The following is a 12,681-nucleotide window of genomic DNA, read 5'->3' on the forward strand; positions in this document are numbered from 1 at the left end:
GACATACAGCGAAGACGACCGAAACGCGACGCCTTCAGCCGACGCCGGATATTCGATAGGCAAACGGGGCGACCGCTCGGCAGAATCTGGTCATGAACTACCAGTTCAGCGATGTGCAGGGCCATCCGTGGCTCGGTCCCCCGATCGACACCCGTCCACTTTTCGCGCCCGAGCAGGCTGCGCTCATCGCCACGCTGCGCGGCCTGGCACCCGCCGACTGGCGGAAGGAAGCGGTACCCGGCTGGACCGTGCGCGATCTTGCTGCACACCTCCTCGGCGACTTCTACGGACGGCTGGCCCGGGACCGCGACGGCCAGGTAGGACCTGGGTTCGCGCCGGGCGAGACCCTGGAGGCGTTCATCGACCGCATCAACGAGGAATGGGTTGTCGCCTTCTCCCGGGTGAGCCCCGCCGCGCTCATCGACACGCTGGACCTGGTTGGTGGGCAGGTAGTCCGGTACTTCGAGTCCGCCTCCCTCGACGCCCTTTCGCTGGGGGTGTCCTGGGCCGGTGTCGATCCGGCACCGATGTGGTTGGACCTCGCCCGGGAGCTCACCGAGTTCTGGACCCACCGCCAGCAGATCCGCCATGCCACTGGCCAAGGCACCGACCCGGATCCGCAGTCCATGTCCGTGGTCCTGGACACCTTCATGCGCGCTCTGCCGCACACCCTGCGTGACACCACCGCACCCGTCGGCACCCAGTTGCGGATGTGTGTCGACGGCCCGGCCGGCGGCACCTGGACTGCCACCGCCGCCGAGGACCGCTGGTCCTTGGCGGAGCCGGATCTTGGTCACCCGGCCGCCATCGTCCACCTGGACGCAGAGACGACCTGGCGCCTGTGCACCCGCGGAATCCAGCCTGACACCGCCCTCGCCCGCGCCGGCATCGAGGGTGACCGTGCAGTCGCCGAAGCCGCCTGCCGGATCGTGTCCATCATCGTTTGACGACTCGGTGGTGAAGATGACGGTCTACCTGCCGCGATGTTCCGCATCGGCGACCCTCGCGGGCACATGATGCGAACCCCGACAGCAACGCGGCATGTCCCGTCTGCTTTCGCTGCGTCTCGACATCCGCCTCGGCGACTAGGCTCTCGGAACGTGACGACACGAGAAGACGGTAGGACCGACGACCAGCTCCGCGAGGTTCGGATCACGCGGGGATTCACCAGCCATCCCGCGGGTTCGGTGCTGGTCGAGTTCGGCAGCACCCGGGTGATGTGCACGGCGAGCGTCGAGGAGGGCGTGCCCCGTTGGCGTAAGGGCTCCGGCCTCGGCTGGCTCACGGCCGAGTACGCGATGCTGCCCGCGGCCACCCATACCCGCAGCGGCCGCGAATCGGTCAAGGGCAAGGTCGGCGGCCGGACCCAGGAGATCAGCCGCCTGGTCGGCCGGTCGCTGCGCGCCTGCATCGATCTCGCTGCGATCGGCGAGAACACCATCTCCATCGACTGCGACGTTCTCCAGGCTGACGGTGGCACCCGCACCGCGGCGATCACGGGCGCTTACGTCGCGCTCGTGGACGCGGTCACCTACCTCCGCGCGGCCGGCCGCCTCGCGGACCCGCAGCCCATCTCGTGTGCCATCGCCGCTGTCAGCGTCGGTGTCGTGGGCGGTCGCGTCCGTCTGGACCTGCCCTACGAGGAGGACTCGCGGGCCGAGGTCGACATGAACGTCGTCGCCACCGATACCGGTACCCTCGTCGAGATCCAGGGCACGGGCGAGGGCGCGACGTTCCCGCGCTCCACGCTGGACAAGATGCTCGACTCGGCTCTCGCCGGCTGCGAGCAGTTGTTCGAGATCCAGCGCGCCGCGCTCGCCGAGCCGTACCCCGGAGTGCTGCCGGAATCGAAGCCTCAGGAGCCCAAGAAGAAGGCGTTCGGCAGTTGAGTGAGTCGACCGGCAAGATCCTTGTCGCCAGCCGCAACGCCAAGAAGCTGCGTGAGCTGCGGCGGGTGCTCGCCGCTGCGGGCATCGACGGTCTCGAGGTGATCGGGCTCGACGAGGTCGACGAGTTCCCGGAGACCCCCGAGACCGGCTCGACATTCGAGGAGAATGCACTCGTGAAGGCGCTCGACGGCGCGGCAGCCACCGGGCTGCCGTGCGTCGCCGACGATTCCGGACTCGAGGTGGACGCTCTGAACGCGATGCCCGGCGTGCTGTCTGCGCGCTGGAGCGGCGGCCACGGCGACGACGATGCCAACACCTCGTTGCTGTTGGCCCAGCTGTCGGATGTGCCGGACGAGCGCCGCGGCGCCGCGTTCGTCTCGGCGTGTGCGCTCGTGGTTCCGGGTTCCGCGCCGGTGGTCGTGCGCGGCGAATGGCGCGGCCGGATCGTCCGGGCGCCGCGCGGCGACAACGGCTTCGGCTACGACCCGGTGTTCGAGCCCGAGGGCGAAGAGCGGACGTCGGCCGAGCTCACAGCTGAGGAGAAGGACGCCGCCTCGCACCGCGGCCGCGCGCTGGCGCAGCTGGTGCCGGCGCTGTCGAAGCTCGCGCTCCGGGCAACGTTGGAAGACGGGCCCGTTCCCTGAACCGCGGGTCGACACTGTGGGCGCTGTTGCGGGGGACCGTGTCGTCCGCGTTGGAGCAAGCTATGGGGTGTCGACGAAGGTGACCTCGGAAGGCTCGCGGCCAACAGCTGACTCATCGTGTTACTCGGTGCTGACAACGCCGTTTCGGTAGGCCCAGACGACCACTTGCACGCGGGTTCGAACGCCGACCTTTCGGCTGATGTTGCTGACGTGGGATTTGACGGTGCTCTGCTCGAGTTGCAGAGTTCCCGCGATTTCTTCGTTGCTCAAGCCTTGGGTGAGGAGCTCGACGACCTCGACCTCGCGGGCACTGAGGCCGTGGCACGGTCGGGATTGTGGGGCGGGCCCACCGGGGCGACGGCGGGCGAACTCGGCGATGAGGCGGGGCGCGATCCGTGGTGAGAGGGCGGCGCCTCCGCGGGCTACGGTCTTGACGGCGGAGACCAGTTCCGGTGGGTCGATGTCCTTGAGGAGGAATCCGGACGCGCCGATATCGAGCGCAGTGAACACGTACTCGTCGTGATCGAAGGTGGTCAGGACGATGACCTTGGGGGGATCCGGGAAAGCGAGGATCTTCTGCGCGGCCCAGAGCCCGTGCCGGTGGGGCATGCGGATGTCGAGGAGGACGACGTCCGGTCGATGCTTGTGCGCCTGTTCGACCGCTGCCGCTCCGTCGGCAGCGTGTGCCACGACGACGATGCTCTCGTCTGATGCGAGGAACAATTCGAAGCCCTGGCGGACAACGGGTTGGTCGTCGGCGATGAGGACCGTGATGGTGTTGCGACCGTCGTCGGCCTTCGATGAACGGGTCACAGTGTCTCCTCCGTGCGTTCGTTGGGCGGCAGGATCTCGCCGCCTTCGGTCAGCGGCAGCTCTGCGCGGACCGTCCAGCCGTTCCCGTCGGGTCCCGCGGTGGCGAAACCGCCGAGCAATGTTGCGCGTTCCTTCATTCCGGCGATGCCGAAGCCGCAGCCGTGTGCCCGCTGGTCGCTCTCGTCCAGGGAGTTGTGGACGACAATCCGAAGTGCGTTGCGGTCGATACGGAGCGACACACGTACATCGCAGCCCGGCGCGTGCCGGAGGGCGTTGGCCAACGATTCCTGAACGATGCGGTAGCACGTCAGCTGGGCGCCGGTGTCGATCGCGTCGATCTCGTAGTCGGCTGCACGCAGGTCGTACTCGATCGACGCGAATGAGGTCCGTGACTGGTCGACGAGTTCGGCGATGTCGTGCACGTTCGGCAGGGGCCGACGTTCTTCACCCTCGGCGTAGCGCAGGATTCCGACGATCTGACGCAGGCTGCTCAGGGACCGCTGCCCCTGCGTGATCGCCTCTGCCAGCATGGATTGGGCGCGCGCCGGATCTGAGTGGAAGACGGTGTCGGCTGCTTTGGCTTGAACGATCATGCCGGTCAGGTGGAAGGCGGCGACATCGTGCAGTTCTCGCGCCATCAGCTGACGTTCCGACTCGATGGAGCGTTGAAGCTTCTGTTCGTACTCCTGTTCTGCGCGGGTGAGTTCTCGCTCTGCTCGGGTGAGTGCCTGGCTGCTCGACAGTGCCTGACTGCGGCTGTGGGCGACGAGACGACCGATGAGCCCGAACACGGTGTAAGTGACGACAGCATTCGTGACGATCCCCAGTGTGCCGCGATGCTCCCCGTCGATGCCTCCGACGATCGTGACCGTGGCTACCTCCCAGCAGATTCCGAGAATCAGCATCGCGACGAGGCGGCTACCCTCGACTCGAATCGAGAGGGTGACGATCGCGAACCAGTAGAGCGGATTGCTCACCAAATCGGCCCGACCGACGAGGATGAGCAGAACGGGCATCAGAGCGAGAACCCCGACGAACGCCGCTCTCGGCCACGTGATCCGCTGGGATGAGACCGCCGCCATCGCGAGGAGGACGACGAGTGCCGCCGCGAGACGAGCGGGACTATTGACGAGCGCGTGCATCTCGTCGCTACCGATCGCAATCTGTGCAGTGCCGAGCGCCGCCGTCGCGGCCGCGGCGATGAGTGGCGCTGCGATGACCGCCGATGGATCACGCGTCGCCGTCCAATAGCGGTACATCGCAGCAAACAACGCGCCGTTCATCTCCCCCCGTGCGAGACGCCCGGACTGGGTCAGGCGTCCGAATACACAGTAACGCGGTCCACTGGGTCTGGTGGCTCGGGCGGGAACGCGAGTCGGCCTTCGATCGACACGGTCAGCAGGGACGGCCCTCGGATGGGAAGCAGCTTCCGCAGGCCGGCCTCGAGTTCCTCGGGCGTGGCGACGGCGAGGCTGGGGATATCGGCCGCACTCGCCAAGGCGTCGACGCCGGCGGTGACACTGAAGTCGACGAGTTGGTTGCCGACAGGCCGCGAGAGCGACGGCCAACCGAAGCCCCCGTCGCGGAGCACGACGAAGGTGATGGCGGCATCGCGCTCGACTGCGGTGAGCAGGAGCGAGAGATTCATCCCGAACGCGCCGTCGCCGCCGATCGCAACCACCCGCCGGCCGCACAGGGCTGCGCCCAGCCCGGAGCCGATTCCGAATCCGAGCGCTGTCTGTTCCCCTGGAGTCAGCGAAGCCATCCCGTCCGGCAGTGTGAACGTGGACGCGTGGTACCCCCAGAGATCCGCGAGCCCGTTCTCCTGGGCCAGGACTTCGATCTCCGATCCAGGCAGAACGCCCCGCATGACCGCCCAGAAGGTCGGCGCATCGATCCGTCCGTCGTTGTGGTGGGTACACGGCGTGAGGCCCGACCACCATCGTGCTGGTGTGCTGGCCGGTTGATCGACTGCTACTCGTACGGCAGCGAGGAACACCCCGGCGTCGCAGATGATCGATTCGGCCGGCAATACCCGGCCAGGGATCGTGGGATCTGTGTCGACCTGGATGATCCGGCAGTTCGGACTCGGGTGCCATCCCATCCTCGCGGTTTCCTCTAGCTGACTGCCGATCACGAGGATGGCATCGGCCGACTCCAACGCGGATGTTGCCTCGGGCGTCAGATACAGCCCGACGAGCCCCGCGAAGCGGTGATGGGACTCGGGGAAGGTGCCGCGCCCGGACGCGGTGACGAGGGCTATCGCGTCGACGCTCTCGGCAATGGCCACCGCGTGCACCGGATCGACTGAACGACAGCCTCCGCCGAGCAGCAATACGGGCCGCGCGGCTCTCCTCAGTAGATCTGCGGCAGCCCGAACGCTCTCCGGGGTTGGTGCGCTCGGGGCGGGTGCCGGAACAGCGGCGGGTGGCTCTACCGCGGCTCCCGCTTCGCCGAGTTCGGCGGGGACGATGACATGGACGGGGCCACCGAGCGCGACGGCTGCCGTGGCACCGCGTTGCAGGGCCCAGTAGAGGTCCGTTTCGCTGAGTACTCGGTGGGTCCAGCGGAACAGGCCCGCCGACAGCGTCTCGACGGGAAAGTACTGGAAGGCCCCCCGCCCGATCTCGTGGCCAGTTCCGACGGCGGTGACAACGAGAAGCGGGATGCGGGCGCTGTAGGCCTCGGAGATGCCGACGAGTGCGTTGAGAAGGTCCGGGCCCGAGTGTGTGCATAGGACCGAGGGAGTGTCCATCGAGCGCGCTGCGCCCGCTGCGGCGAATGCTGCAGCGCGCTGATCTCGAAACCCGACTGCCGTAGCGCCGGCCGCGAGAGCTGAGTCGAGTAGCCCCGGGGTGTCGCCGGGGACGCCGAAGAAGCACCGCGGTGCGATGGCCTCGAGAGCTTCGACGGCTCGACTCCAGACGGTGATCAAGGGGATGCCTCTCGGTAGCGGAGTTTCATCAGTGTGCTGGCAGCGAGGCGGGGGCGCGGACCCTCCACCCAGACGGTGACGTCCACACCGACGTCGAGGGTGTCGCCGCCGTGGTCGATGTTCCGGTCGGACACGGCGGCGTCGGCGTAGATGCGCCCGTCGGCAGGAACAGGAAAAGCAAAGGCCAATCGGGAGAGCCCGAGATTGATGACCTCGTGATTCGGGTGTTGTGCGAGGAAATCGCGGACGGGCGGCGTCACGTCGACCAAGTCCGCCACCAATGCCGGGATGAGAGAGGCGACGAGCATGCCGTGGGCGATCGTGCTACCGGCAGCCGCGCGGTCAGGGTGCACATGGATGTCCTGGCGGTCCCCGGTGATTTCAGCGAAGGCGTCGATCACAGCTTGTGTGACAGTGACGGTGTCGGATCGAAGGGTCATCCGCTCACCTCGGCGAGTGATGCCGCTGCGATTGATCGCCACAGTGAGTCGGACGCGTCCGGTGGGCGGTAGCCTGCAATCCGGAAGTCGCCGGACGACATGGCGCCGAGGACGAGCTCGCACAACGCCCTGTCATCGCCGATTGCATCGACACACAGAGCTTCCGGCCTGATCGAGCCTGTGGCGAGGATCTGCACGGTGTTCTTGTTGTGGACACCGGCGGACATGACGAAGGTCCGCGCGTTCTGCGAGTAGAAGGCATGACGGAGCAGCGCGATCATCGCGTCCATTCCGAGACCGTTCCCCCAGTCACGTTCATCAGCGAGGACGACCCCCAGGCCGAACCGTCCAGCTGTACCCCAACCAGAGCTCCACGACAGGTCGTAGATTCCAGCCAGTCGCCGTGACGGGTCCTTGATGCGAGTGATGGCGCCGATGATGTGGTCCGGGGTACCTGGCTGTGTGGCGGACGCATCGAGCGGGTTGATCGATGTGCCCGCGAACAGCCGTTGGGCCCCAGAGGCGAACAGCGCGTGGGGGAAGTCGTCCACGCCGGTCAGTCCGTACACGTCGGGATCCACTCCGACGGTCAACTCTGTCCAGAGTCCCCGGATCATCTTGCCCCGCTGGCGCAGTGGGTCGCGAGGTCCACTGTGATGCGCTCCGCAACTCGAGACGCGATGGCCCGGTAGCGGGCGGCCGGCTCGGCGCCGTCGGCACTGCGCACCGCGGCAATGTCCGCGCCGGTGATGGAAACGATCACGCCTTCCCAGTACTGCCCGGCAGCGAAGAACGCATCGCGCAGGACGCCTTCGAATCTGAATCCTGGTGCGTCGACGGCGTATTGCAGAAGCGGCTCGTTGTACACACCGAAGCACATGTCGATCCGGGCGACCTCCGACGCGGCGGTCAGGAAGTCGACGGCCTCGCGCAGCGAATCTCCGATCTTCTCGGCAGTCATCCGCGAATCGTCACCACTGACGATGTCGAGGCGCAGGTGCCCGGGCGTCTGCATGCGGCGCACGAGGACGACGCCGACCGGGTCCTCCCCGTCGCCGGCGATCAGGAACGAGACCGCACATCCGGCGATGACTGCGCGTGCCTCGGTTTCGGCGATCCATTGTGGACCGGTCGAAGTGACGAGCGATCCAGGATTTCCGGTGAGGACTTTGACGGCCCCTTCGGCGGTTGCCGCATCGAGTACTGCGGACAGTGACTTCATCGACATGTCAGGCCCGCCCGCGTTCGACGAGTTCGAGGAAGTCCTGGACGGTGGACGACCCTTTGACGTCCTCCTCCGCAATGGTCGCGTCGTACCGCGATTGCAGGCAGAGGACCAGTTCGAGAATGCCGAGGGAGTCGAGCTCGAGGGCCTCGACCAGGGAAGATTCGAGGCTCACCTCGATGTCTTCCACATCCAGATCGTTGATCCGCGCGACCTCTTCGGTGACGGCCTCGAGGAACTCGACGACATCGATGCTGGTGCTGGTTGTGGTGTCGGACATGGTGGTTTCCTTTCTCGCGAATATCTCGTCAGGCAGCGTGATCCCACTGCAGGACCAGCGAACATGAACTGCCTCCGAACCCGAATGCGTTGACCAGGGCCACGTTCAGCCCCCGCCCCTCGACCATGAGGTGGGAAGGCACGACCTCGGCGTGATCGGCTTCGAGCGGTTGGGTGCAGCGCGCGGTGCCGGGAAGCGCGTCCGTGGCCATCGCTTCGAGCGCGTAGAGGGCTGTCGCCAGGCCTGCAGCGTGGACGGCATGGCCGATCGAGCCCTTGCAGGACGAGACCGGTAATCGCGCGCCGATGTCACGACCGATGTCGGAGACGGCATCGAGTTCGACTCGGTCGCCGTGGATGGTGCCGGTGGCGTGGGCGGCGACGAACTGCGGTGCCACACCGGCCATGTCGATGGCATCGGTCATGCAGGCGTGCTGGCTGGCACGGTCGGATTGGGCACCGCTGCCGAGCGTGCGGATCCCGATTCCGGCGATCTGTGGCCCGGTGTCCGCGGCGCCCAAGAGCACGGCTCCGGTGAACCCTCCGAGTGCGGTGCCGTCGGCTTCGTGGTCGAACGGTCGGCAGTAGGGCTGGTTCGACAGTGCGCCGGAGCTTCGGAATGCCGCAGCTTCGATGAACCTCGGCCGCATGGCAGCGACGACGAGAGCTTGTTCGACGGCGCCACAGTCGACCAGGCTCGCTCCGACGGCGAGGGCGAGGCCGCCGGAGGCACACGCGTGGCTGATGAGGATCTCATCGCGATCGGCCAGCGCTGGATGGAGACGTCCTGCAGGGACGCCGTACTCGTCGGCATTCGATGGCCGCGATCGGGCTGGTGCTTGGGAGGCTGTGACCACCGCGAGTGATCCCGCGAGCCCGGCTCGCGCGATCACGGCGTCAACGCACTGACCGAGGAGTTGCGTTCGGTCGTCGCCGGGTGCCGCCGCACGGACACGAGGCGAGTCGGGATAGGGATCGATCCAGGAATCCGCGGCCGCGTGATGGTCCGAATAGCGGCCTTCCCACGCTAGAACGTGCGCACGCATCGCGATCCTCCGTTGTCCTCGAGGTACATGGTCACCAGGGCCGACAGGTCGTGCCGGTCGAGCTTGCCGGACGCGGTGGTGCGCACTTCGTCTCGCCCGACCTGCACGATCTCGCGGACTCTGAACTCGGGCGGGAATTGTCGGGCTCGTGCGGTGAACTCGGTGCCGAGCCGCATCGGTGCTGTCGCGGGATCGTCGATGACCGCGATGACGACTCGTGGTCGGCCGATGCGATGTGGATCCAGTTGCAGGGCTACGAGATCGGCGCTGTCAGAGGCCAGATCGCGGAAGGTCTCTTCCAGGATCGAGGAGTGCAGCTTCTTGCCGTGACCGACGAGCAGGCCATCGCTGCGCCCCAGGATGGTGAGCCGGCCTGATTCGTCGACGGCGCCGACGTCGCCGGTATCGAGCCATCCGTCGGCGTCCACAGCAGGGTTGTCGACGTACTGGCCGGTGACGGTGTCGAGTATTCGACGCGCCAGGCTCGGGCCGGAGACGAGCACCGCACCATCGTGTGTGACGCGAACGCCGGTGCCGGGCAGGGGAGTTCCTACCGTGTGGACGCCGTATGCCGCTCCGTACGAGATGGCGACATTCGGGCCCGCCTCGGTGAGCCCGTATCCGTTGTGCAGTGGAGCCCCAGCTTCTGCGTAGAAGTTCAGAAGCGAGTGGGGTACGACTTCACCGCCGACACCGCGAACCTGCAAGCGCGTCATGGCATCGAGGAGGTCCGAATGTAGTGAGCACGCAGCTGCGAGGTACCGCCAGACGCCTGGCACGGTATCGAGGGTGTCGATGCTTCCGGAGCAGATCGCCTCGATGAGACCGTTGTGGTCGGTGGGGGAGAACGCGGTGACCGTTCCGCCGATACGAGCTGCGATGTTCACGACCGAGAATCCGTAGGAACTGGTCACACCGAGCGCGAGCCCGTAGCGGGTGCTCGGGCCCGTGCAGATCCGGGTAGTGGTCGCCTTCGCTTGATGGTCGAGCACTTCGTCAGTCCACGCGACGAAGCGTGCACGGCCGGTGGTCCCAGACGTCGCTGCGAGGACTCTGACACCGTCCGAATCCACCGGTAGTTCGACGATGGGGAGACCCGTGGAGCCGACAGCGTTCCCGAACGTCGCCGATCGCTGTTCGGGCGTGCCGAGAACGATGGGCACTCCGGCCTCACCCGCTGCGCGAATGGCCACCAGTAGGTCGTCAACTTGCGATGGAGCGACCATGGCGACCGGACGCCGGCAGGTTTCCGCAGCCAGAACGGAGGCGAGTTCGCGACTATTCGTCATAGTCGACGCTCGTGACTGTGACGGTGGCTGGAACTCCCGGCGTGTCCCGATCGGATTCGGAAAGCCAGACGCTGACGAGAATGCCGTATCGGGCTCCCACTGCATTGGCCACGGCTCGGAGAACCTCGATCGCCGTGGACTGCGAACTGGCGGTGACCAGCCCTGGACCGTGCCACCCGAGTCGCGTCGCCCTACCGAATGCCCGGCAACCGTCCGCGTTGAGCACCTCGGTGGGCAGCGCCGCCCGTTCGGATCGTTCGACACGGGCGTACTCGTCGGCGGCCCAGTCGATCAGGTCTGGTGCAACGAGAACCAGTGCAGCTTCGAGTTTTTCGCTACCGACGCTCAGACCGTCGATGTAGCTTGCGATCGGTTTCCCGACGGCCGAATGCCAGTTGAGCAGATCGAGATCGGTGATCTGAGTCGACACGACCTCACCGACCTGTCGGGGAACGGGCGGGGGCTTCCGGCGACTGGTTGCTGTCGTCATCGTGGCCTCCGGGCGAGTTCGTCGGAGAGGAGGAGCGGACGTCCGACAGGCGTACCTGCCGCCCGCATCGACCACGAGGCGTCGGGCCCCCAGCCGCCGAACGGCTCGTGGCCGGATTCGGCATCGAAAGGGGTGGTTGCACCGATGTGACGTGCGGTTCCGACGCGCTCGCGCCCGATGAGCCGGGGTTCGCCGTACCCCCAGACGTACATGCCGTCCCGCAGCCGTCCGGGGCTCAGCAGGTAGGTCTCGGCCTGCTGGAAATGCTGATACTCCACCACGTTGAATACCGGGCCGAAGTACTCAGGGAGTGTTCCCCCTAAATCCGCGATCTGGCCTTCGAAGATCGCGGCGGGGCATTGAGCGGGATGGTCGGCGCCGGTTCCCCGCCAGACGAGTTGCCCCGGTGCGGAGTGGATTTGGCGGTCGACCTGGGAGCGTGCGCCCTCCGACGACAGAGGCCCGTTGACGAGACCTGCGGCATGCCTGTCTGCGGTCGCGGGGATGGCTTCGATCGCTGCGACCAGCGCATCGCGGAATCGCTTCCGTACCGCGGTATGGACGAAGATGAGGTCGGGACACAGGCAGTCTTCGCCGTTGTTGTACATACGGACGCTCGCGACCGTGCTGGCGGATGCTGCGATGTCGTCCTCGGTCAGTTCGGGGCCGATGAACACTGGATTCGGTCCGGCACCGAATCCGAGGAAGTGGCATTGTCCGATCTCTCGGGCGAGCTTCCGACCGTTGTCAGGACGTCCGTTGAAGACGACAACGCACCCGGCGGAGAGGTCCGCGAACTCGCGCTGCGTCCTGTCGACCAGCCGGGCCGACGAGCGGACATGGCTGCCGAGGACGTCCATGAGCTGTCGGTACTGCGTCTTGCTGCGTGTGGACGGGCGTGCCATGACGTCATCGAGGAACAGCGAGGGGAGCAGGACGAACAGCGCGAGGCTGTACAGTGCGTTGTTCGACGGCAGATATACGCGGACACGTGTGTCTGTGCCGGTGGCGAGGTAGCGCTCGGCTTCGATGTCGGCGGTGCGAAGAAGCCCTGCGGCGTCGGCGATCTCGGCGCGGATACTGGCATCGCTGGCGATACCGCCGAGGATTTCGCGGATCTCGTCGGCGTGATCCTCGATGGCCGTGGCAATGGCGTGCCCGCGACGCAGTGCTTCCTCGGCGGAGGTATCCAGGATTGTCGCGGTCATCGTCCCCCCTCCCGTTGCGGAAGCTGGCAGTCCCCGAACCTGGACGTGATCTTGTCGGAGGTTTGCAGGACGGTGCCGGAGTCATTGACGTACTTGACGACCGAGATCGAGGAGGTCGCGTCGTTGCGTCGAAGGAGATCCAGGATGATGTTCGCGCCGCAGCTCGCTGGAGCCCAACGTGATTCGGTGACATTCGATTCGATTCGCGCGACGGTATCCGTTTCGGCCTTCGCGTTGGTGATCGTGCAGGCCCAATCGATCTGTCCGCAGGTTTCCGAGAACGAGGCGACACCGAGCTCTGAAAGGAGAACCTCGTTGACGTTGGCGCTCATCGCCTCGTCCGTCTGTGTGGAGAATGAATTCACTGCTCCACATGCCGACAAGGCCATGGCGGCCACAGCGACGCCCGCAGACTTCATCAAG

15 protein-coding genes are annotated in these 12,681 nt (G+C 66.4%); 3 read left to right on the top strand and 12 right to left on the bottom strand.

What is annotated here, in order from left to right:
- The first annotated feature begins 92 nt into the window (after positions 1 to 92).
- The 3 genes from ERC79_RS20175 (at position 93) to rdgB (ending at position 2,533) form a co-directional block, all read left to right on the top strand.
- Positions 93 to 947, top strand: a complete 855-nt coding sequence (locus ERC79_RS20175; RefSeq protein WP_131580152.1) for a maleylpyruvate isomerase family mycothiol-dependent enzyme — start codon at positions 93 to 95, stop codon at positions 945 to 947.
- A 153-nt stretch (positions 948 to 1,100) separates the two neighbouring features.
- Positions 1,101 to 1,889 carry a ribonuclease PH gene (gene rph / locus ERC79_RS20180; protein ID WP_131580153.1) on the top strand — a complete coding sequence of 263 codons (789 nt, stop codon included), beginning with the start codon at positions 1,101 to 1,103 and terminating at the stop codon, positions 1,887 to 1,889.
- Positions 1,886 to 2,533: an RdgB/HAM1 family non-canonical purine NTP pyrophosphatase gene (gene rdgB / locus ERC79_RS20185; protein WP_131580154.1), complete on the top strand. Its 648-nt coding sequence runs from the start codon at positions 1,886 to 1,888 to the stop codon at positions 2,531 to 2,533. The genes rph and rdgB overlap by 4 nt, the downstream gene beginning before the upstream one ends.
- A gap of 120 nt (positions 2,534 to 2,653) precedes the next feature.
- Here rdgB and ERC79_RS20190 read toward each other — a convergent pair whose 3' ends face one another.
- From ERC79_RS20190 to ERC79_RS20245, 12 genes are read right to left on the bottom strand one after another with little or no spacing between them, the layout of a single operon-like run.
- On the bottom strand, positions 2,654 to 3,346 hold the full coding sequence (locus ERC79_RS20190) for a response regulator transcription factor (protein ID WP_242676657.1): 693 nt from the start codon (positions 3,344 to 3,346) through the stop codon (positions 2,654 to 2,656).
- The gene (locus ERC79_RS20195) at positions 3,343 to 4,629 is read right to left on the bottom strand and encodes a histidine kinase (protein WP_131580155.1); all 1,287 of its coding nucleotides are present in this window, start codon (positions 4,627 to 4,629) and stop codon (positions 3,343 to 3,345) included. The genes ERC79_RS20190 and ERC79_RS20195 overlap by 4 nt, the downstream gene beginning before the upstream one ends.
- A 29-nt stretch (positions 4,630 to 4,658) precedes the next feature.
- A complete protein-coding gene (locus ERC79_RS20200) occupies positions 4,659 to 6,281 on the bottom strand; it encodes a thiamine pyrophosphate-binding protein (RefSeq protein ID WP_131580156.1) in 1,623 nt (540 codons plus the stop codon).
- Complete coding sequence (locus ERC79_RS20205) at positions 6,278 to 6,721, bottom strand: MaoC/PaaZ C-terminal domain-containing protein (RefSeq protein WP_131580157.1); 444 nt, start codon at positions 6,719 to 6,721, stop codon at positions 6,278 to 6,280. The genes ERC79_RS20200 and ERC79_RS20205 overlap by 4 nt, the downstream gene beginning before the upstream one ends.
- Positions 6,718 to 7,314, bottom strand: coding sequence for a GNAT family protein (locus tag ERC79_RS20210; protein WP_131580158.1), 597 nt, complete (start codon positions 7,312 to 7,314; stop codon positions 6,718 to 6,720). The genes ERC79_RS20205 and ERC79_RS20210 overlap by 4 nt, the downstream gene beginning before the upstream one ends.
- Positions 7,315 to 7,334: 20 nt before the next feature.
- Positions 7,335 to 7,949, bottom strand: a complete 615-nt coding sequence (locus tag ERC79_RS20215; RefSeq protein ID WP_131580159.1) for a hypothetical protein — start codon at positions 7,947 to 7,949, stop codon at positions 7,335 to 7,337.
- Between the two features lies 1 nt (position 7,950).
- Positions 7,951 to 8,226, bottom strand: coding sequence for a phosphopantetheine-binding protein (locus tag ERC79_RS20220; RefSeq protein ID WP_131580160.1), 276 nt, complete (start codon positions 8,224 to 8,226; stop codon positions 7,951 to 7,953).
- A gap of 28 nt (positions 8,227 to 8,254) precedes the next feature.
- Positions 8,255 to 9,271 (bottom strand): beta-ketoacyl synthase N-terminal-like domain-containing protein, encoded by a 1,017-nt coding sequence (locus ERC79_RS20225; protein ID WP_131580161.1) that lies wholly within the window; start codon positions 9,269 to 9,271, stop codon positions 8,255 to 8,257.
- Positions 9,253 to 10,560, bottom strand: coding sequence for an AMP-binding protein (locus ERC79_RS20230; RefSeq protein ID WP_165497182.1), 1,308 nt, complete (start codon positions 10,558 to 10,560; stop codon positions 9,253 to 9,255). The genes ERC79_RS20225 and ERC79_RS20230 overlap by 19 nt, the downstream gene beginning before the upstream one ends.
- Positions 10,550 to 11,050 (bottom strand): hypothetical protein, encoded by a 501-nt coding sequence (locus tag ERC79_RS20235; protein ID WP_131580163.1) that lies wholly within the window; start codon positions 11,048 to 11,050, stop codon positions 10,550 to 10,552. The genes ERC79_RS20230 and ERC79_RS20235 overlap by 11 nt, the downstream gene beginning before the upstream one ends.
- The gene (locus ERC79_RS20240) at positions 11,047 to 12,258 is read right to left on the bottom strand and encodes an aldehyde dehydrogenase family protein (protein ID WP_131580164.1); all 1,212 of its coding nucleotides are present in this window, start codon (positions 12,256 to 12,258) and stop codon (positions 11,047 to 11,049) included. Before ERC79_RS20240 ends, ERC79_RS20235 begins: the two co-directional genes overlap by 4 nt.
- Complete coding sequence (locus tag ERC79_RS20245) at positions 12,255 to 12,623, bottom strand: hypothetical protein (RefSeq protein ID WP_131580165.1); 369 nt, start codon at positions 12,621 to 12,623, stop codon at positions 12,255 to 12,257. The genes ERC79_RS20240 and ERC79_RS20245 overlap by 4 nt, the downstream gene beginning before the upstream one ends.
- Positions 12,624 to 12,681: the final 58 nt, after the last annotated feature.

Origin of the sequence: Rhodococcus sp. ABRD24, assembly GCF_004328705.1 — a bacterium.
GTDB lineage: Bacteria > Actinomycetota > Actinomycetes > Mycobacteriales > Mycobacteriaceae > Prescottella.

Excerpts from the sequence above, each read along its gene's own strand:
- ERC79_RS20195 (WP_131580155.1), bottom strand. The coding sequence starts at position 4,629 with ATGAACGGCGCGTTGTTTGCTGCGATGTACCGCTATTGGACGGCGACG.
- ERC79_RS20230 (WP_165497182.1), bottom strand. The coding sequence starts at position 10,560 with ATGACGAATAGTCGCGAACTCGCCTCCGTTCTGGCTGCGGAAACCTGC.
- ERC79_RS20225 (WP_131580161.1), bottom strand. The coding sequence starts at position 9,271 with ATGCGTGCGCACGTTCTAGCGTGGGAAGGCCGCTATTCGGACCATCAC.
- ERC79_RS20220 (WP_131580160.1), bottom strand. The coding sequence starts at position 8,226 with ATGTCCGACACCACAACCAGCACCAGCATCGATGTCGTCGAGTTCCTC.
- ERC79_RS20175 (WP_131580152.1), top strand. The coding sequence starts at position 93 with ATGAACTACCAGTTCAGCGATGTGCAGGGCCATCCGTGGCTCGGTCCC.
- ERC79_RS20240 (WP_131580164.1), bottom strand. The coding sequence starts at position 12,258 with ATGACCGCGACAATCCTGGATACCTCCGCCGAGGAAGCACTGCGTCGC.
- ERC79_RS20215 (WP_131580159.1), bottom strand. The coding sequence starts at position 7,949 with ATGTCGATGAAGTCACTGTCCGCAGTACTCGATGCGGCAACCGCCGAA.
- ERC79_RS20205 (WP_131580157.1), bottom strand. The coding sequence starts at position 6,721 with ATGACCCTTCGATCCGACACCGTCACTGTCACACAAGCTGTGATCGAC.
- ERC79_RS20235 (WP_131580163.1), bottom strand. The coding sequence starts at position 11,050 with ATGACGACAGCAACCAGTCGCCGGAAGCCCCCGCCCGTTCCCCGACAG.